19 protein-coding genes are annotated in these 18734 nt (G+C 66.4%); 11 read left to right on the top strand and 8 right to left on the bottom strand.

Annotated elements, in window-relative coordinates:
* Window positions 1-13 precede the first annotated feature (13 nt).
* Window positions 14-451 carry an ester cyclase gene (locus AC1DKD_RS16170; protein ID WP_441626056.1) on the top strand — a complete coding sequence of 146 codons (438 nt, stop codon included), beginning with the start codon at window positions 14-16 and terminating at the stop codon, window positions 449-451.
* 162 nt (window positions 452-613) lie between these two features.
* Window positions 614-1369 carry a gamma-glutamylcyclotransferase gene (locus AC1DKD_RS16165; protein ID WP_441626054.1) on the top strand — a complete coding sequence of 252 codons (756 nt, stop codon included), beginning with the start codon at window positions 614-616 and terminating at the stop codon, window positions 1367-1369.
* A gap of 181 nt (window positions 1370-1550) precedes the next feature.
* On the opposite strand, the gene AC1DKD_RS16160 is transcribed toward AC1DKD_RS16165, so the two are convergent.
* Window positions 1551-1931: a VOC family protein gene (locus AC1DKD_RS16160; RefSeq protein ID WP_441626052.1), complete on the bottom strand. Its 381-nt coding sequence runs from the start codon at window positions 1929-1931 to the stop codon at window positions 1551-1553.
* Between the two features lie 290 nt (window positions 1932-2221).
* Between AC1DKD_RS16160 and AC1DKD_RS16155 the strand changes: the two genes are divergently transcribed.
* Window positions 2222-3424, top strand: a complete 1203-nt coding sequence (locus AC1DKD_RS16155) for an MFS transporter (RefSeq protein ID WP_477143459.1) — start codon at window positions 2222-2224, stop codon at window positions 3422-3424.
* Between the two features lie 75 nt (window positions 3425-3499).
* Here the strand turns inward: AC1DKD_RS16155 and AC1DKD_RS16150 are convergent, their stop codons facing one another.
* From AC1DKD_RS16150 to AC1DKD_RS16140, 3 genes are all read right to left on the bottom strand, one after another.
* Complete coding sequence (locus tag AC1DKD_RS16150) at window positions 3500-3847, bottom strand: hypothetical protein (protein WP_441626048.1); 348 nt, start codon at window positions 3845-3847, stop codon at window positions 3500-3502.
* A gap of 253 nt (window positions 3848-4100) precedes the next feature.
* Complete coding sequence (locus AC1DKD_RS16145) at window positions 4101-4403, bottom strand: hypothetical protein (protein WP_441626046.1); 303 nt, start codon at window positions 4401-4403, stop codon at window positions 4101-4103.
* Window positions 4404-4514: 111 nt separating this feature from the next.
* Window positions 4515-5018, bottom strand: a complete 504-nt coding sequence (locus AC1DKD_RS16140) for a GyrI-like domain-containing protein (protein ID WP_441626044.1) — start codon at window positions 5016-5018, stop codon at window positions 4515-4517.
* Between the two features lie 572 nt (window positions 5019-5590).
* On the opposite strand from AC1DKD_RS16140, the gene AC1DKD_RS16135 reads away from it, so the two are divergent.
* The 3 genes from AC1DKD_RS16135 (at window position 5591) to AC1DKD_RS16125 (ending at window position 8617) form a co-directional block, all read left to right on the top strand.
* Complete coding sequence (locus AC1DKD_RS16135; RefSeq protein ID WP_441626042.1) at window positions 5591-6091, top strand: ester cyclase; 501 nt, start codon at window positions 5591-5593, stop codon at window positions 6089-6091.
* 67 nt (window positions 6092-6158) lie between these two features.
* A complete protein-coding gene (locus AC1DKD_RS16130; RefSeq protein ID WP_441626040.1) occupies window positions 6159-7271 on the top strand; it encodes an MBL fold metallo-hydrolase in 1113 nt (370 codons plus the stop codon).
* A complete protein-coding gene (locus AC1DKD_RS16125; RefSeq protein ID WP_441626038.1) occupies window positions 7268-8617 on the top strand; it encodes an MFS transporter in 1350 nt (449 codons plus the stop codon). Before AC1DKD_RS16130 ends, AC1DKD_RS16125 begins: the two co-directional genes overlap by 4 nt.
* A 73-nt stretch (window positions 8618-8690) precedes the next feature.
* Here AC1DKD_RS16125 and AC1DKD_RS16120 read toward each other — a convergent pair whose 3' ends face one another.
* Window positions 8691-9131, bottom strand: coding sequence for a DoxX family protein (locus AC1DKD_RS16120; protein WP_441626036.1), 441 nt, complete (start codon window positions 9129-9131; stop codon window positions 8691-8693).
* A gap of 231 nt (window positions 9132-9362) precedes the next feature.
* Between AC1DKD_RS16120 and AC1DKD_RS16115 the strand changes: the two genes are divergently transcribed.
* Complete coding sequence (locus tag AC1DKD_RS16115; protein WP_477143458.1) at window positions 9363-10262, top strand: LysR family transcriptional regulator; 900 nt, start codon at window positions 9363-9365, stop codon at window positions 10260-10262.
* Between the two features lie 11 nt (window positions 10263-10273).
* Here the strand turns inward: AC1DKD_RS16115 and AC1DKD_RS16110 are convergent, their stop codons facing one another.
* Window positions 10274-11776, bottom strand: coding sequence for a sensor histidine kinase (locus tag AC1DKD_RS16110; RefSeq protein ID WP_441626032.1), 1503 nt, complete (start codon window positions 11774-11776; stop codon window positions 10274-10276).
* Window positions 11773-12504: a response regulator transcription factor gene (locus AC1DKD_RS16105; protein WP_441626030.1), complete on the bottom strand. Its 732-nt coding sequence runs from the start codon at window positions 12502-12504 to the stop codon at window positions 11773-11775. The genes AC1DKD_RS16110 and AC1DKD_RS16105 overlap by 4 nt, the downstream gene beginning before the upstream one ends.
* A 239-nt stretch (window positions 12505-12743) precedes the next feature.
* Here AC1DKD_RS16105 and msrB point away from each other — a divergent pair, with 239 nt between their 5' ends.
* The 3 genes from msrB (at window position 12744) to msrA (ending at window position 15902) form a co-directional block, all read left to right on the top strand.
* On the top strand, window positions 12744-13256 hold the full coding sequence (gene msrB / locus AC1DKD_RS16100; protein ID WP_441626029.1) for a peptide-methionine (R)-S-oxide reductase MsrB: 513 nt from the start codon (window positions 12744-12746) through the stop codon (window positions 13254-13256).
* A 43-nt stretch (window positions 13257-13299) separates the two neighbouring features.
* Complete coding sequence (locus tag AC1DKD_RS16095; RefSeq protein ID WP_477143457.1) at window positions 13300-15093, top strand: cytochrome c biogenesis protein DipZ; 1794 nt, start codon at window positions 13300-13302, stop codon at window positions 15091-15093.
* A 65-nt stretch (window positions 15094-15158) separates the two neighbouring features.
* Entirely contained in the window at window positions 15159-15902 is a 744-nt protein-coding gene (gene msrA, locus AC1DKD_RS16090) for a peptide-methionine (S)-S-oxide reductase MsrA (protein ID WP_441626027.1), read from the top strand.
* A gap of 41 nt (window positions 15903-15943) precedes the next feature.
* Here msrA and eno read toward each other — a convergent pair whose 3' ends face one another.
* Entirely contained in the window at window positions 15944-17227 is a 1284-nt protein-coding gene (eno, locus tag AC1DKD_RS16085; RefSeq protein ID WP_477143456.1) for a phosphopyruvate hydratase, read from the bottom strand.
* Between the two features lie 213 nt (window positions 17228-17440).
* Here eno and AC1DKD_RS16080 point away from each other — a divergent pair, with 213 nt between their 5' ends.
* The gene (locus AC1DKD_RS16080) at window positions 17441-18391 is read left to right on the top strand and encodes a LysR substrate-binding domain-containing protein (protein WP_441626023.1); all 951 of its coding nucleotides are present in this window, start codon (window positions 17441-17443) and stop codon (window positions 18389-18391) included.
* Window positions 18392-18734 lie beyond the last annotated feature (343 nt).

Genomic DNA, 18734 nt, shown 5'->3' with positions numbered 1-18734 from the left:
CGGAGCCCAAAACATGGATAGTTTGTCTCTAGCCCGCATCCAGACCGTTCGCGATCACATGGCCCTGGAGTGCACCCGGGAATGGGACGCCGTCATCGCCACATTCGCCCACCCGCGCTACGAGATGCACGGCGGCGGCGCGGTCTTCGATGGCGAGGAAGCGGTGCGCGGCTACTTTGCGTCGTCGCGCACACCCTTTCCCGACCAGGCCAACGAGATCATCGCCATTGCGGCCGCGGACGACACGGTGCTGGTGGAGTTCTGGCTCACCGGCACCCATCTCGGCCCCCTGAAGGCAAACGGCACCGTGTACCCGCCGACGGGCCGCGCGTTCCGGGTGCGCATGGCGGCATCGTTCGAGTTCGCGCCAGGCAGCGACAAGATCGTTTGCGAGAGGCCGTATTTCGACCAGGGGGCGAAGTTGCGCTCGCTGGGGCTGGCGGCTGGGTAAAGGGCACTCCCCAGCCGCGGGATCACGGTGGAGGTATCGTCACCTCGCCACTTCGCCATGGCGCCGGCACCTGGCCGGCCCAGCCTTGTTCTATGTTGCCGCGTGGTCTAGCGTTACAGCAGCCGAGCCGCATCGCCGCGAGGCAGTGAATGGGGAGCACGGATGCAACCGCCCGCTACGACACATCAGCACCGCTCGGCACCGCCGCGCCTGACGCCCGACCTGGTGGGGCGCATTGCGCGCAAGGTCGAGGACGCCGGGCCCGCCCCTGGCGTCGTCGTCCACAACGAGGCCGACTACGACGCATCCCTGGATGCGCTATTGGCCGCCGGCGCGTGGCACGGCCAGGACATCTGGCTGTTCGCCTATGGCTCGCTGCTGTGGAACCCGGGCTTTGAGGTTGACGAACAGATGCCAGCCGCCCTGCACGGCTGGCATCGTGCCTTCTGCATCCGGCTCACACGGTTCCGCGGTACGCCCGAACAGCCCGGGCTGATGATGTCGCTGGTACCGGGTGGCAGTTGCCGTGGCGCACTGTATCGAATCGCCGGGGACCGGGCAATGAAGGTCCTCCGCATCCTTTGGCGGCGGGAGATGACCGTCAAGCCGCCCACCAGCCCACCCCGATGGGTGACCGCCAGGGCGGGACAGACCCCCGTGCGCGCCATCGTCTTTGCCGCCGATCGCAAGGGCCGCAATTTTGTCGGCGGCGTGACCAACGAGGAAATCGCAAGCGTGCTGAGCAAGGCAGTCGGCCATTGGGGATCCGGTGCCGAGTACCTGATGCAGACCGTTGATCACCTGGAGCGCCTTGGCATCCGGGATGCCAGTCTCTGGAACCTGCAGCGGCTTGTCGCCAGAAACCTGGCCGATCTTCGAGCCACCGGCACGCAGTCAGGCGCGGGACACCACGAGTAGCCACGCCGTCAGCCAGCCTGTCAGGCCGGTTCATGGCCAGATACCAAGGTCATCGTTTCCGAATTTTGATAATTGCCGAAACGATGGCTGAAAGTGGCATGAACGGCCCTTCTTGCGTCCGCGATGTCACCTCGGATATCGCGCAGAGATCTGCCGCTGCCCCGCCGCCGGCTGCAAAGACCTACATCGGCTCAAGCACCGAGAGGATGTTGCCCGCCGGATCCTTGAACCACGCAATGACAGGGCCGCCGCTGTCCCGGCAGATCCCGCGTTCGTCGGTCTTCAGCCCAGGCAGGTCGTAGATCTCGAACCGCACGCCGCGCTTGCCCAGCTGTTCCACGGCGCGGTCCACGCTTTCCACGGGAAAATTCAGCACGGTAAACGTGGCTGGCGCATGGTTTGCCTTGGGATAGAGCAACACGTTGTTGCCGCCAGCAAGGTACAGCGTCAGCACGCCCCCGGTCTTTGTCACTTCCAGGCCCAGCGTTCCGCCATAGAAGTCCGTCGCTTTTGCGATGTCGTCGACCGAGAATCCGCTGAATGCATGACTGTCGCGCAACATGGATCGCTCCTTGATATGACTTCGGCATGCGCAGGTCCCGCCCACTCCGTCCTGCGAGCCTATGGCCCAGTATTGTTCATCGTGGCGGGGGACTCAAGCCGGCAACGCTGCGGCATGCACAGCGGGATGAATCCGTCCCGGGACATGGTGCATGTCCCGCACAAAGTGCACGCTTTCGCGCAACAAGCGCCTGCTCTATGCTTGGTGGTGAAGGGTTTGGCGGCATGGGCATGCTGCCGCGCGGCCGCGGGTGAATGACCGATTCCCTCGATGCATAGCCGGAGAGATCAATGCGCGCCCTGATCTTTTGTTCCGTGCAATTCCTGCTCGCGGTCACGTGGACGCTATACCTCGCGTTTCTTCCGCAACTGGCGGCGCAGGCGGGCATTCCCCGGGAACATGCCGCCTGGATCCTGTTGATGGACCAGGTGATCTTTGTCGCCATGGATTGCGCGCTGGGCATTGCCGCGGATCGTGTCGCGAATGCGATGCGGCATCTTGGCGGGTGGATACTGGCCATGACCGTGGCTTCGTGCGCCGCGTTTGTCCTGCTGCCGCACGCGACTTCACCAGTGCTCCTGATTGGCCTGACCGCGGTGTGGGCCGCGACATCTTCGGCGCTGCGCGCGCCGCCCATGGTGATCATCAGCAGGAGCATGAAGACTTCGGCCACGCCGTTCTTTGTGGCGTGCTCCTTTCTCGGCCTTGGCATCGCCGCCGCGCTGGCGCCCACGCTTACCGTCTGGCTGCGCGGTATATCGCCGACCTTGCCCTTTGTCGTTGCAAGCGCGGGCCTCGTCGTGGCTGTCGCAGCGTTACGCTGGGCCGAGACATTGCCTGCGCCCCTTGTTGACGATGCAGGAATGACAGCACGCGGCRCTGGGCGTGCGCGGATGATCTGGCTGTTCTTTGCTGCCGTCTGGTCCCTGGCGCTGGGATTTCAGATCCACACAACTGTCAACTCGGCGCCGGCATACCTGAAATTCATGCCGGCGTCCGATCTGGTTCGCGTCATGCCGGCATTCTGGATCGGCTTTGCGCTGTGCGTGCTGTTGCCGGGATCCGCAGTCTTCAGGCGCCTCCCGGCCTATGTTCTGCTGCTGGCGGCCACCGCGCTTGGCACGCTGGCCCTGTTCGGATTCGCGTCGGCGGCTTCCCTTGCCGGGGTCCTGGCCATGCAATGCGTGACAGGCGGGCTGTGGGGAGTGATCTTCGGCACCGCTGCGAACGCCGCCATTGATGCAGGCCATGTCGGGCGTGAAGGCTGCTTCACCGGGCTGGTGTTCGCGCTGTCCGCGCTCGCCGCGTTCACACGGATTGCCATCGTCACGTCAGGGGCCAGCAAGCATCCGGAGATAGCGGCCCTGTTGCCCTGGTTGCCGCCGCTTGCCTGGAGCGTAGCTGCGATACTGCTGGCGCTGTTTGTCGCGCACAACCTTGCCTACCTCGCCAGGCGGATGCACGCGACGCGCTGCGCGGCCGATTCCGGATAGGCCGGGATCCAGCCCTCGCCAGGCCCGCATGCGCGGATCTGGCGAGATGCTGGCGTGGCGGGTGCTGCCAGCCACTCACGTATTGGCGCCGTCGGTGTAGACGTCGAAGCTGCGCGAAGGCTCGGCCGATACGCCCCTGCGGTCCATGCCGGAGACCATGCGTCCACCGTCGGTGTAAGGGTCGACCATGCGTCCGCCGTCGGTGTACGGATCGACCATGCGGGCGCCGTCACTGAAGGTGTCGAACTTGCCGCTACGGCCACCGTCGGTGAACGCGTCGGTCTTGCCAGTGCGGAAGTTGTAGCCGTATTTGTCACCGGAGACGGTACTGTCCCGCGGGCCGGAGGCGTAGGCGGTACCTCCCAGGAGAGCTGCGGCAATTGCGGCGGCGGTGATGGCGGTACAGGCGAATTTGCGATTCATGATGTGCTCCTTCGAAGTGGGGGACGAACGCCGCGAAAGGCGCTCTACCTTCCCACAGAGCACACGCCATGCCATGGGCGCGGGGCCACGCGGTGTGCACGGAAGAGCCCAAAACGGGGAGCAAATGATGGGGCGCGGCCAACAACCGGCTGAACGCGTCGGTCGTGGCCCAACACCCTGCGCGGATGGCCTTTTGGTGGCTGATGGCAAAAATGCTGTCAAGCTCCCCGCGCGCGCCTGCGCGCCGGCTGCGCTATCGATTCTGGCTTGCCGTCTCGCCCGCTTCGGAGCGCCGGAGGGCGCGGTCGCATTTTTTCAGCAGCATCCGGGGCGATTGCTCCTCGTCGAGCTTCTTCCCGGCGGCAGCCAGCATCTCTGGCAGAGCAGGGTCGCGCGCCGCCTCGGCCATGGCTTGCCGGTCCCCGGCGTCCAGCTTGCCAAGCTCCGTCTGCAGGGCTGCCGTGTAGCGAGCCGCATTCGCGGGATCCAGCTTCGCGCACGCCATCGGGAAGGCAACGATGGAGGCGTACATCGCCACCTTGAATTCCGGCGTCAAGGGGCCGCAGGACGCGTCGGGTGGGCACTGTGCCGTGGCGAAGCTGCTTGCCGAATGCAGTATCAAAAACATGACGCCGGCTGGCTTTCTGTACATGCTGGTAGCTAGTCCTTATGCCGGCCCGCTCACCGCGTCCCTGAGCGGCAACCAGATTTCCACCGTGCCGGTTCCCGCGACAGGATCGAAGTCCGCGCTATAGCGCTCGAAATCGGGAGCATGCCCCGACTGGAAGCCTGATGCCGGCAGCCACGTTTGCCAGATGGTGCGGCAGGTCACGTGCAGCGTCGAGATATCGCCAGCATGCTCGAACACGGCATAGCGCTGCGGGTCTACCTTGATGGAGCGAAAGGACGGTGGCAGCCCGTCCGGGCTCCGCACCTCGACACCGGCGACATACTCGAAGCTGCCGTCCTTCCCGGGATTGCAGCACAAGCCGTAGGTGATCCAGCCCACCTGGCCCGGGACCTGTCCGATATAGGGAATGAACGTCTGCCAGAGTGCCGGGATGCCCGCGTGCGTGTCCGGCGTGAAACGGTCGCTGAGTCCGGCTACCCATAGCGTCGGGCCGGTTTCGAAACGTGGCGAAGGGAGATCGGCGGCTTTCGGTTCTTGCATGCGTACAGGCTCCGTCAAGGGAATACAAAAGGAACGTCTCAAGGAACGGCTATGGGCGACGCACGACAAGCGCTGCGCCGGGTATCACAGGAAACAGCCCGACAGCGCCCGCGGCGTCCCCGGTCAAGAACAGCGCCTGCGGCGTATCCGGGCTGACCGAGGTTCGGGAGCGAGCAAGTTTGACCATGGCGGCATGGTACCCCGGCGAAGCACTCGGGAGGAACATGCGCACGCCGATAGCGCCCATGCCGGTCTCCGGGCTGCTCAGCCTGCAAGCGTTCGCGGCACCGGCCGCACGGAAGACCCCGTTCGGACGAGGTTGCCTGCTACCCCTTGCGGACCGCGAGCGTAGCCATCTATGTCGAACTGACGACACGCATGGGCATGCCGGCGCAGGAAGCGGCGGACGCGTAGCCGCCCGGCCCTCATCAACCCCGGCACGGGGTTTATCCGGATCAGCAACTGCCAAGCCGCGACAGTCTTCCCGCGGCGCGCTGCAGATAATCGCTCCAGGCAACGGATGGCGGCACCAGCCGCACCGATCCGCAGATTGCCCCACATGGAGCTACAACATGACCGTTTCCTCCGAACTCAAGGCACACCGCGAACGCCTTGTGCTTGACCACTTTGCCGACGAAACGCGGCAGGATTTCGACGCGGTGCTCGCTACCTTTCCGCATCCGCACTATGAGCTGATCCCGAGCGGCGAAGTGCACGACGGCACCGATACCGTGCGCCAGTACTACATCGACAGCCGCAAGGCCTTCCCCGACCAACGGCACGAGATCATCCAGCTTCGTCACACGGACGATTCCGTCATCGTCGAGTTCTGGCTGCTTGGCACGCACCGCGGCCCGCTGCGCGGCCTGCCGCCGACGGGCAATGCCTTTCGCTGCCGCATGATCGCGCTGTTCATCTTCGAAGACGAGCGGCTGGTCTGCGAGCGCGTGTATTTCGACACGCTGACGATGATGCGCCAGTTGCTGGCCGGAACGCCGCCCGAGATATTGCCCCGGCTGATCGGCGGCCTGCTGGGGCAGCCGCAGGCGCACCAGGCCGAACCTGCCTTTTGAGCATTGCCACGCTGGGGGGAAAGAGAACAAACAAAAACGATAAAGCAAAGACCACAGGAGACACCGCATGAAACGCGAACCCGATCCGTCCGGCCCGTTGCCGCTCTCCGATTTCGACGGCGCCCGCGGCGCGCCCGCCCCGCAGGACCGCTTGCGCGCGCTGCGCCGCGCGGGGCAGCAGTTCCGCGAACAGTTCCTGGAGGAGCCGCCGGTACGGTTCGCGCGCAGCTTCAACCTTTTGCGAGTCCCCTACCCTGCCTGGTATGCGTTCAACGGCGTGTACTCGCAGCAGATGCTCAAGCCGCACCTGATCCACCTGCTATCGCGCATGACCTTGATCCAGTACGAGGACTTCGCGGGACAGTTGCGCACGCTGTTGTTCACTCCCGCGGACTTCGAGGCGGGCGCCGAGACGCCTTACTTCAAGCGCATGGGCACGCAGACGCCGCAATTCCTGCACAGCACCATCGCGCCCGTCTACGCCACCGTGCCGCAGGCGCTCGAGCGCTGCGGCGTGGCGCCGGAGCAGATCGACTACATCACCTACGATCACCTGCACACGCAGGACGTACGCCGCTGGCTCGGCAGCAACGGCCACGCCGGGCTGTTGCCGAACGCCAGGTTGCTGGTGCACCAGCAAGAACTGGCCAGCGTGCACGGCCTGCTGCCGGTACAGGCCGACTGGTACTGTCCCAATGGCCTGGCGGGCGTGCAGCCGGAACGCATCGTCGCCTTCAGCGGCAGCGTGCGCCTGGGGCGCGGCCTGGCACTCGTGCATACGCCAGGACATACGGAAGGCAACCACTCGCTGGTGTACCGCGCGCCAGACGGCATCCGCGTCAGCAGCGAAAACGGCGTCTCGGCGGATAGCTGGGCGCCTGCGAACTCGCGCCACAACGGCATCCGGCGCTTTGCCCGCGCCACCGGCGCGGAAGTGATCCTGAACGGCAATACCCAGGAGGGCAGCAACGACCAGTACCTGTCGATGGTGCTGGAGAAGACCATCGCGGGCACTTCGGAAGCCCATCCGTTCAGCAATGTCGTGCCTTCGTCCGAGTGCACGCCGTACTGGCTGTTCCCCGGCGCGCCATCCAGCCACCTGTGGGGCGAGACCGCATTCGGCGAACTGGCAGTCGCAAAGACTGCCGCGCTCCAGGAAGACAGGAGCGCCGCGCAATGAATACCGTCACCCTGACAAAGCGGGTCTGCATGGTGGCCGGCGATCCGGCCACCGACAGCGAACTGTTCCGCAAGATCACCTGGCGGCTGCTTCCCCTGCTGTGCATCTGCTACGTTTTCAACTACCTGGACCGGACCAACGTCGGCTACGCGCAGTTGCAGATGCGCGAGGATCTAGGCTTCAGCGATGCTGTGTTCGGCCTGGGAGCCAGCATCTTCTTCCTCGGCTATGCGCTGTTCGAGGTCCCGAGCAACCTGATGCTGGCGAAGATCGGTGTGCGGGCCACGCTGCTGCGCATCATGGGCCTGTGGGGGCTGGCGTCGGCGGCCATGATCTTTGTCAGCACGCCCACGCAGTTCTATGCGCTGCGGTTCCTGATCGGGGTGCTGGAAGCCGGCTTCGCGCCGGGCGTGCTGTTCTACTTCACGCTGTGGTACCCGTCGCGGCGGCGGGCGCAGGCCACGGCGCTGTTTTTCATGGCTTACGGCGCCGCGCCGATCGTCGCGGGCCCGCTGGCCGGACTGGTGATGACCTTTCTCAACGGCACGTGGTCCTTGCGGGGATGGCAGTGGCTCTTCCTGCTGGAGGGCATCCCGAGCGTGTTGCTGGGCATCCTGGCCTTCTTCGTGCTGGCGGACGGGCCCGCCCGGGCAAGGTGGCTGACCGCCCCGGAACAGCAGCGGGTAGCCCGCCTGCTCGAAGAGGACCAGGCCACGAATGGCAACCGCACCAGCCACGGCTTCGGCGCCGCGCTGCGCGACGGGCGCGTGTGGCTGCTCGGCCTGATCTCCTTCCTGGTCATCCTGGGCATCTATGCCTTGTCGTTCTGGCAGCCGACGTTGCTGAAGATGATGGGGCTGAGTGTGCTGCAGGTGGGCTTCTACGCAGTGGTGCCGGCGGTCGCCGGCATCGCGGCCTCCGTCGCCGTGGGACGCCATTCGGACCGCACCGGGGAGCGCCGCTGGCATTTTGCCGTGGCGGCGCTGGTTGGCGCGCTCGGCTTGTCGCTCACCACCATGTTCATGCACAGCCCGCTTGCCGCGGTGTTTTGCCTGGCGCTGTCGTCGGCGGGCGTTGCCAGCGCCTTCACCATCCTGTGGACCGTTCCCGGCAGCATCCTGGCGAACCGCGGCGCGGCCGGCGGCATCGCCATGATCAGCACGATCGGCGGCAGCGCCGGCCTGGTCGCACCGGTCATGGTCGGCGCGATCAAGGCGGCGACAGGCGGCTTTGCCTATAGCCTGTACATCCTGAGCGCCGCGCTGGTGCTGGCCGCGCTGATCTTCGTGCTGGCGTTTCCGATGCGCGCATTCCGCCCCGCCGGATCACGGGGCGCATCGTCCTGACACGTACCCATGTCCACACCGTTTCTGCGCAGACCGCTGTCCCCGCTCCCGCTTTGCCTGGGTCTGGCCAGACTCACGCATTGCCGCGGCGCGCGTCGAGGCTGAACCGGCCAGCGCCGTAGGCCACGATCTGCAACAAGCCGCCTGCCATCGCGATGTTCTTGAAGAAGTGGATGAACTGGTTCTGGTCCGCCAGGTTGGCATGGAAGGCCAGCGCGGTGGCTGCGCTGAAGACGGCGAGAATGGCGGCAACCAGACGCGTGCGGTAGCCCAGGACCAGGGCGAGGCCGCCCCCCAGTTCCACCAGGACTGCCAGTCCCAGGGCCAACTGCGGAAACGGCAGGCCCACCGACTGGATGTAGCCGACCATGGCCGCCGGCGCGGCAAGCTTGGACGCGCCGGACAGCAGGAAGATGGCGCTGACCAGAACACGGCCGAGCAGCGTCAGGCCCGCCGTGGCGGGGGATTCAGAAAAGGTGCGGCTCCGGGCGTCAAGCTGAGCGGTTTGAGACATGATGATTCTCCATTCGGTTTGGCCGCGCCGCCTTGGCTGGCCGGTTGAAACAAGCGATTCGGATTGGTCTGCGGCAAGACGTGCGCTGCACGGCTGTATTTCCGCATGGCCGTTGCTTCACTTTGCGTTACCTTGCATTGCGTTGCGCGGCCGATGGATGAAATGTAGGCGCGTTTTTACGTACGCGAAACTGGGATAATATGGATCGAAACGTTCGATGAAATCGATAAGATGCCCAATCCCGGTACGCCGACGCTGGATCAGCTGARGGTCTTCCTGACTGTGGTGGATGTGGGCAGCTTTGCCGGCGCGGCACGAAAGCTGAGCCGGGCGACCTCGGTCATCAGCTATACGATCGCCAACCTGGAGAACCAGCTCGGCGTAGCGTTATTCGACCGCACGACCACGAAAAAACCGCAACTGACCGAGGCCGGCCGCACCGTGCTGGCCGAGGCGCGCACGGTCTACCTGCACATTGAGGGGTTGCGCGCCAAGGTAAAGGGCCTGCTGCAGGGCCTGGAGGCCGAACTCCATCTGGTGGTGGACGTGATGCTCCCCGCGGCACGGGTGGTGGATGCCCTGAAGGCATTCCGCGATGCATTCCCCACGGTGGCGCTTCACTTGCACATGGAGGCGCTTGGGGCGGTGGCGCAGCTGGTGCTGGACCAGGGTGCCACGATTGGCGTCAGCGGGCCGCTCAGCGCAGTCACGGCAGGGATCGAGCGCATCGGGATCGGCGGCGTCATGTTGCGGCCGGTCGCGGCTCCGGGCCACCCCCTGGCCAGCGCCAACCCCAATCCGCCAGGCGCCGGACGGCACCACGTGCAACTGGTGCTGTCGGATCGCTCCCCGCTCACGCGTAACGTGGACTTCTCGGTGATCGGCACGCACACATGGCGCCTGGCCGACCTGGGTGCCAAGCACATGCTGCTGCGCGAAGGTATCGGCTGGGGAAACATGCCGGTGCCGATGGTGCAGGAGGATCTCGACTCGGGCCGCCTGGTCCTGCTCGACCTGCCGGACTACAAGGGTGGCCTATACCCGTTCGATGCGATCTACCGGACCGACACGCCGCCCGGCCCCGCCGCCTCGTGGCTGATCTCCCGCTTTGCCGGCCAGGCCGCGGACTGAGCTCCGCCCCTTCAGCGGGATGCGCCGCCGGACACCGGCAGCTCAAAGCAAAACACTGTCCCCCTGCCAGCCCGTTCCACCAGCCGGATCTGGCTGTGATGCAACTGCAGCATGCGCTGGACGATCAGCAAACCCAGGCCGCCACCGCGATGCGCGCCGCCGGAACTGAACGGCCGCTGGAACAGGCTGTCGCGCAGTTCCGGCGGAATACCGGGGCCGGTATCGCTGACCGTGACCGACACCTTGCCCTCGCGCAGGGCCAGGTCGACGTCGATGGCGCCTTCGGCGGGCGTATGGCGGATGGCGTTATCGAGCAGGTTGGTCAGCACCCGCTCGATCATGCCGAGGTCGGCCGTGACGGCGGGCAAGCGCTGCGGGATGCCCGCGCGCAGCCGCAGATGCCGCGCTTCGGCCGGCAGCTCGAACTTCTGGAAGACATCCTGCAGCAGGTCCACCAGTGAAAAATCCTCCAGCGCTGGCTGGACGATGCCGTGCTCGAGCCGGGCCAGCTCGAAGAGCGATTGCGCCAGGCGGCCCACCTTGAGGCTTTGCGCGAGCGCGATGGACAGATAGCGCTTGCGTTCGGCTTCGCTGAGCGTGTCGGCCTTGAGCGACAGCGTCTCCAGGTAGCCATGCAGCGAGGTCAGCGGCGTACGCAGGTCGTGGGAGATGTTGGCGACGAGTTCGCGCCGCTCCTGGTCCTGCTTGGTCAGCGCGCGCCATTGCTCGGCGATGCGGTCCGCCATCTGCGCGAAAGCCGCCTCCAGCGCGACGATTTCATCGCGCGTGTTGGCGGACGGCGGGCGCGGCACGCGCGGCTGCGCCGGCGGCGCGGCGTCGGCATCGAAGCGGCGCATCGCTTCGGTCAGGCGGCGCAGCGGCCGGGTAATCAGCCCGAACGCCATCAGGCCCGCGAACAAACCCAGCAGCGCCACCAGCCCCATCGACCACAAGGTCGTCCGCAGCACCGAGTTGGCTGACGCCCTAGCCGCCAGTTCGTCATGCGCCTCGCCCAGCAGCACCACGTAGATATAGCCGGAGGGCTCGCCGCCGCCCGCGCGCAGYGGCGCCGCGCTGAACACCTTGCGCCCGCCGGCGCTGCGCGGGTCGTCGCCGAGGATAGGCAGCGGCTCGCCGGCCAGCAGGCGTTGCACCGGCTTGAGGTCCACCTGCTCGCGCTGCAGGTGGCCGGCCGGCGCGTCGTGTCCCTGGATGCGCCCCTGGCTGTCCAGCAGGTACACCTCCACGCTCGGGTTCACCACCATCAACTGGCCGAACAAGCGGCGCAAGGCATCCGGCTTCAGCCCGTTCGCATCCATCAGCGACGCGTTGCGGGCGATGTGCCCGGCAAGCCCGCGCGACAGGTCCTGGATGACCTCTTTCTCGCGCATGTCGTTCGAGCGGACCTGCAGCCAGGCGGAGGCGCCGCAGCAGGCCAGCAGCAGCACGGAGAAAACGAGCGACAGCCGCTGCGTCAGGGTGAGGCGCCGGCTCAGGTTCAGGCCGAGGTTCACGGCGCATCCCCCTGCGCCGCCGCGGGTCCCGCCGCGAGCTTGTAGCCATGCCCCCAGACGGTCAGGATGCGGCTGGGTTGCGCCGGATCGGCTTCGATCTTGGTGCGCAGCCGGTTAATATGGGTGTTGACCGTATGCTCGTAGCCCTCGTGCTGGTAGCCCCAGACGGCATTCAGCAGGTCCATGCGCGAGAACACCTTGCCCGGATGCCGGGCGAAGAAATACAGCAGGTCGAACTCGCGCGGCGTCAGTTCGATGCGCCGGCCGTCCACGGTGGCCTCGCGCGTCAGCGGATCGATCGACAGGCCGCCAAGCTCCAGGCTGCCGGCGTCGATCCGCAGGTCCTTTGCCATCGCATCCACCCGCCGCAGCAGCGCCTTCACGCGCGCCACCAGTTCAAGCACCGAGAACGGCTTGGCGAGGTAGTCGTCGGCGCCGAGTTCCAGGCCGAGGATGCGGTGCACCTCGCTGGACCGCGCGCTGGTGATGATGATCGGCGTGTAGCGCGCCATGGCGCGGGCGCGCCGGCATATCTCCAGGCCATCGACGCCGGGCAGCATCAGGTCAAGGATCAGCGCGTCCCAGTTGCCCTGCTCCAGCAGGCGCAGGCCCTCGTTGCCGTCGGCGCTGTGCACGACGTCATAGCGCTCGTCGCGCAGGTGCAGGCTGAGGATATTGGCGATGTCGACGTCGTCTTCGACAATCAGGATGCGCTTGGGGTGATCCACTTGGGGTGATCCGTTTGAGGTGATCCGGTTCTGGCCTCGGGGCGCGATCCCGCTCGCGCCTGGCAGGGCAGCCGCGGCAAGTGCGCCGGCCTGGCTATTGTGCAAAATTTCGAGGCATTGAGTTATCACAATTAATTTAACCTTTCGTGAGGACTTCGGGATTGCGCCAGGCCTACGATGCGCCAACGATCAGCAACGGGCGGCCGCAACGGCCCGCCAATCAAGGCCAGGAGCACATCATGGGAAGCAGAAGGCGCTTTTTGGTATCGGGTAGTGCCGCCGTGGCGGCACTCGCAGCCGCCAGCGGATGGCGGGCAATGGCGGCCGGGCAGCCGGGCGCGGGCAAGCCCGCCGACACCTTCGAGGTGGTCCGCTCCGACGAGCAATGGCGCCAGGTGCTGACGCCGGCCCAGTACAACGTGCTGCGGCAGGAAGGCACGGAGCGGCCCTACAGCAGCCCGCTGAACGACGAGCATCGTGCCGGCATCTTCGCCTGCGCGGGGTGCCAGCTGGATCTCTTCTCGTCGCGCACGAAATTCGACAGCCGTACCGGCTGGCCCAGCTTCTGGGCGCCGCTCGACAACGCGGTCGGCACGCGCACGGACCGCTCCTTCGGCATGTCGCGCACGGAAGTGCACTGCCGCCGTTGCGGCGGCCACCTGGGCCACCTGTTCGACGACGGCCCCAAGCCGACCGGGCTGCGCTACTGCATGAACGGCCTGGCAATGGCGTTCAAGCCGCAAGCCGCCTGAGCCCCCGGGCATCCGGGCCTCCAACCCCAACCGCGAAGATTCCATGCTCCTCCTCGTCCTTGCCTATCTGGGCGGCGCGCTCACCATCCTGAGCCCGTGCATCCTGCCCGTCCTGCCCTTCGTGTTCTCGCGGGCCGACCAGCCATTCGTGCGCAGCGGCCTGCCGCTGCTGGCAGGCATGGCGCTGACTTTCGCGGGCGTGGCAACGCTGGCCGCCGTCGGCGGCGGATGGGTGACGCAGGCCAACCAGTACGGACGCTGGCTGGCGATTGCGCTGCTCGCCGTATTCGGCCTCACGCTGCTGCTGCCGCGCCTGGCGGACCGGCTGATGCACCCGCTGGTCAGCGCCGGCAGCCGGCTCTCCGCGTTTGCCCAGGCCGATGGCCGGCAAGTCCGGCCGGGCTCGTCGTTCCTGCTGGGCATCGCCACCGGTTTGCTGTGGGCGCCTTGCGCCGGCCCGATCCTGGGCCTGGTACTGACCGGGGCCGCGCTGCGCGGCGCCAGCGTCGGCACCACGCTGCTGCTGGTGGCTTATGCCGCCGGCGCGGCCACGTCGCTGGCGGTCGCGTTGCTGATCGGCGGCCGGGTCTTTACCGCGATGAAGCGTTCGCTGGGCGCGGGGGAATGGGTCCGGCGCGGGATCGGCGCCGCCATGCTGCTCGGCGTGGCCGCCATTGCACTGGGGCTGGACACCGGCGTGCTGGCGCGCGTGTCGACCGTGGCCACCGGCGGGATCGAGCAGCACCTGGTCGACCGGCTGTCGGCCAGGCCGGCGCCCGCGCAGGATGCGCAAGCCGGCCCGGCGATGACCGCATCGTCCGGCGCGATGATGCGCGCGGCGCTCGGCGGCCCGGCACCGCTGCCCGTGGAAGGCCAGTTGCCGGCGCTGGCGGGAGCCGTGCAGTGGCTGAACTCTCCCCCGCTCACGGTGGAGGGATTGCGCGGCAAGGTGGTACTGGTGGATTTCTGGACCTACTCCTGCATCAACTGCCTACGCACCCTGCCGTACGTGAAAGCGTGGGCAGAGAAGTACCGCGACCAGGGGCTGGTGGTGATCGGCGTGCATGCGCCGGAGTTTGCCTTCGAGCGCAATATCGATAACGTGAAGAAGGCCACGCGCGACCTTGGCATCGACTACCCCGTCGCGGTCGACAACAACTACGCGATCTGGCGCGCCTTCAACAACCAGTATTGGCCGGCGCACTATTTCATCGATGCGCGGGGGCAGATCCGCTTCCACCACTTTGGCGAAGGCGAGTACGCGAAATCCGAGCAGGTGATCCAGCAACTGCTGGCGGAAGCCGGCCACGCCGGCGCGGCGAAGGTAGCCGCGGGGCTGGGCGCCACCGGCGCGCAAGGCGTGCAGATGRCTGCCGACAAGGCGGAGATTCAGTCCGGCGAAACCTATCTCGGCTACGAGCGGGCGGAGAACTTTGCATCACCGGGCGGCGAGGCGCAAGACAAGGCGCACACTTACACCGCACCCGCGCAACCCGCGCTCAACGACTGGGGCCTGGCCGGCACCTGGAAGGTCGGGGCCGAGCACGCGACGCTGGCCGGCGCGTCCGGGCGCATCGTCTACCGCTTCCATGCGCGCGACCTGCACCTGGTGCTGGGGCCGGGCAAGGACGGCAAGCCGGTGCGCTTCCGCGTCACGATCGACGGCGCCGCGCCGGGCGACGCGCACGGCACCGACGTGGCGGCGGATGGCAGCGGCACGGTCACGGAGCAGCGGCTGTATCAACTGGTGCGGCAAAACGGCAAGGTCGCCGACCGCACCTTTGCCATCGAATTCCTCGACGCTGGTGTCGAAGCCTACGCATTCACCTTCGGCTGATGCGCGCACCGGCAACAGACAGCATCAACAGCATCACCAACGGCAATATTCAAGGACAGGCAATCATGACCACGAACTCTTCAACCGGCGCCTCCTCCTGGTGGACGCGCTCGTCCACCGCCAGGCTCGCGGGCCTCGTCATGCTGGCCGCGGGCCTGCTGGCCTGGCAGCGCGCGGCGAACTCCGCCGAGGACGCCGTCAGGATCCCCCCACCCGCGCTGGACGAGAAGGCCCCTTCCGCCCAGAGCGAAACCGCCGTGTTCGCGGGCGGCTGCTTCTGGGGCGTGCAGGGCGTGTTCCAGCACGTGCGCGGCGTGAAGCAGGTGACGTCGGGCTACGCCGGCGGCGCGGCCGGCACAGCGCAGTACGAGACCGTCAGCAGCGGCAACACCGGCCATGCGGAATCCGTGCAAGTCACGTTCGACCCGGCGCAGGTCACCTATGGCAAGCTGCTGCAGGTCTTCTTCTCCGTCGCGCACAATCCCACGCAGCTCAACTACCAGGGTCCGGACCACGGCACGCAGTACCGCTCCGCGGTGTTCCCGCTTGGCGCCGAACAGCGCAGCATAGCGCAGGCGTATATCGCGCAACTGGGCAAGGCCAATGCCTTCAAGGCGCCGATCGTCACCCGCATCGAGGACTACAAGGCCTTCTACCCGGCGGAAAGCTATCACCAGAATTTCCTGACCAACCATCCCGCGCATCCCTATATCGTCGTCAACGACCTGCCCAAGATCGGCTACCTGAAGCAGATGTTCCCCGACCTGTATCGCAACGATCCGGTGTTGCTGAAGGTGGCGGGCTCGTGATGGCGGCGGCGATCCGCCTGCGCAGGCGGATCGCCGCTCGATCAGGTCCGGCCCTTGAGAATGGCGGTGCCGGCGTACCGCGCCCGCGCGCCCAGCGTTCGCTCGATGCGGATCAGCTGGTTGTACTTCGCGGTCCGGTCGGAGCGGGAAATGGAGCCGGTCTTGATCTGGCCGCATCCGGTCGCCACCGCCAGGTCCGCGATGCTCACGTCCTCGGTTTCGCCGGAGCGATGCGACATCACCGCCGTGTACCCGGCCGCATGCGCCACGCCTACGGTGTCCAGCATCTCGCTCAGCGTCCCGATCTGGTTGGCCTTGACCAGGATCGCGTTCCCGATACCGCTCCCGATGCCCGCGCGCAGCAACGCGGCATTGGTGCAGAACACATCGTCGCCGACCAGCTGGCATCTGTCGCCCAGCCGGGACGTCAGCAGCTTCCAGCCCCCGGCATCGTTTTCAGCCATCCCGTCCTCGATCGAGAAGATCGGGTAGCGTGAGGCGAGTCCGGCCAGATAGTCCACCTGGGCCTCGCTGGACCGCGTCACGCCCTCCCCGCGATAGACGTATTCGCCGCCGGTAAAGAGCTCGCTGGCTGCGGGATCGATGGCCAGCATCACCTCCGTGCCCGCCCGGTATCCGGCTGTCTCGATGGCCCGCAGGATAAAGTCCAGCGCCTCCTCGGCCGTGCGCAAGTCGGGCGCAAAACCGCCTTCGTCCCCCACATTCGTATTGAAGCCCGCCGCCTTCAAGGCAAGCCGAAGCGTGTGGAAGATCTCCGACGCCATGCGCACGCCTTCGGCGAAGCCCGGCGCGCCCACCGGCACGATCATGAACTCCTGGAAATCGATCGTATTGTCCGCATGCGCCCCGCCGTTGATGATGTTGATCATCGGCACGGGCAGCACACTGGCGCGCGGGCCGCCGATATGCGCGAACAAGGATGAGCGCGCGGACGCGGCCGCGGCGTGTGCCACCGCCAGCGAAACGCCCAGCAGCGCATTGGCGCCGAGGCGGCTCTTGTTCGGCGTGCCATCGAGCCGGATCATGATGTCGTCGACCTGCCGCTGCTCGCGGGCATCGACGCCGGCAAGCGCCGCGCGCAGCTCGGTGTTCACCGCGMCCACCGCGCGGGTCACGCCCTTGCCCAGGTAGCGCCTGGGGTCGAGGTCCCGCAACTCCACCGCTTCCCGCTCGCCCGTCGACGCGCCGGAAGGCACCGTGGCACGGCCGGCCGAGCCATCGGCCAGCGTGACCTCCACCTCCACCGTGGGATTTCCCCGGCTGTCCAGCACCTCATATCCCTGTACCTGCGTGATCTGGCTCATCCGCCACTCCTTTCATTAGAAATGCTTGGCCAGCGGCATCCGGCACGAAAGCTTCGTGAGTAATACTCACGCTACCGGATCGGCTTCCGAGGCTGGTTGCCGTATTAATTTGCTGCCGCAATGGCAATGGAAAGGATGTTAGATTCATCCCGCCGCCGGCAAAACCGAGTTAATTTCCCGTATTCGTCAGTTTTCTTCATACAAGGACAGTTCATGCGGACGCTGCCCCCCATGTCCACGCTGCGCGCCTTCGAAGCCACGGCGCGAACCGGCTCCATCACGCGCGCCGCCGAAGAGCTATGCCGCACGCACGGCGCGATCAGCCGGCAACTGCGCCTGTTGCAGGAGCATGCCGGCACGACGCTGTTCGACAAGGACGGCACCGGGGTACGCCTTAACGAGCGCGGCCAGGGCATGTACGACGTGGTGCGGTCCGTGTTCGACCAGCTTGAACAAGGCTACGGCCGGCTGATCGACCAGGCGCGCGGGCCGAGCCTGCACGTGGCCTGCAGCGCCACGTTCGCGATGCGCTGGCTGGTGCCGCACATGGTGGACTTCTACCGCCTGCGGCCCGACATCCGGATCCGCCTGTCCATGACCTCCGCCCGGGAAATGCGCACGGAAGGCGCCGACGTAGTCATTGCCTGGGACCTGACTTCCTACCCCGAGCCCGACCGCCAGCGCGCGCTGCACCTGGCGCCGGTAGCCTTCGGGCCCGTGTGCGCGCCGTCATACGCCGGCTCCGTGCGCTCCGGCGTGCGCATTACGCATGACTTCACGTCCAGCGCCTGGGACCAGTGGGAAGCGCTATCCGGCCAACGCATCGCCCCCGCCGGCGAACTCACCTTCCCGCACACGCACCTGTGCATTGAGGCCGCGCTCTCCGGCGCAGGCGTAGCGCTGATCGAACAGCGGCTGATCCGCAAGGAGCTAAGGGATGGACAACTGCTCGCGCCATATGGCTTTGCGCAGTTCGAGTACGGGCTGATGGCGGTACCTGCGGCGCGCGAACTGCCGAAGGACGCCGAGGTGTTTATCGCATGGTTGCGGGATAAACTGGCCGACGAGCCCGAACCGGAGACGTGCGAGAAACCGGATGGCAAGCCTACCGCCAGGATGCCTCCCAAGCGCCGGAAAAGCCCTGCGGGACGCACCAAAGCATAGCGAGCGCGCCCAGTCCCCCCGGCCCCTCCAGCAAGCGGGAGCGTGGAGCGAACCAGTGGAGACCCGACGGCAGTTCGCGTCGAACGTAGAACCGAAACGAAGGCCACGAAGAACCAAAGGATGTCAAAGAAAAGCGATATCACCAGCGCACGATTCGGTCTAAACGTGTGGAGCGCCCCCAAGGGCGGGCCACACCCCAGCGCGATGCGAAGCGAGCCGTCAAGGTGTACCAGGCCGTATGGGGCGCCTTCTTTGCCTACTTTCTTGGCAAGACAAGAAAGTAGGTCGCCGCCCCGCAGGGGTGGTGAAACTGCCTTTGACTTTAAGCTTTTGAAGTCAGGCC

It is taken from the genome of Cupriavidus sp. 05T313, assembly GCF_056396665.1.
The sequence above is the reverse complement of the archived record's forward strand: the minus strand, read 5'-3'. Positions and strand labels throughout refer to the sequence as shown.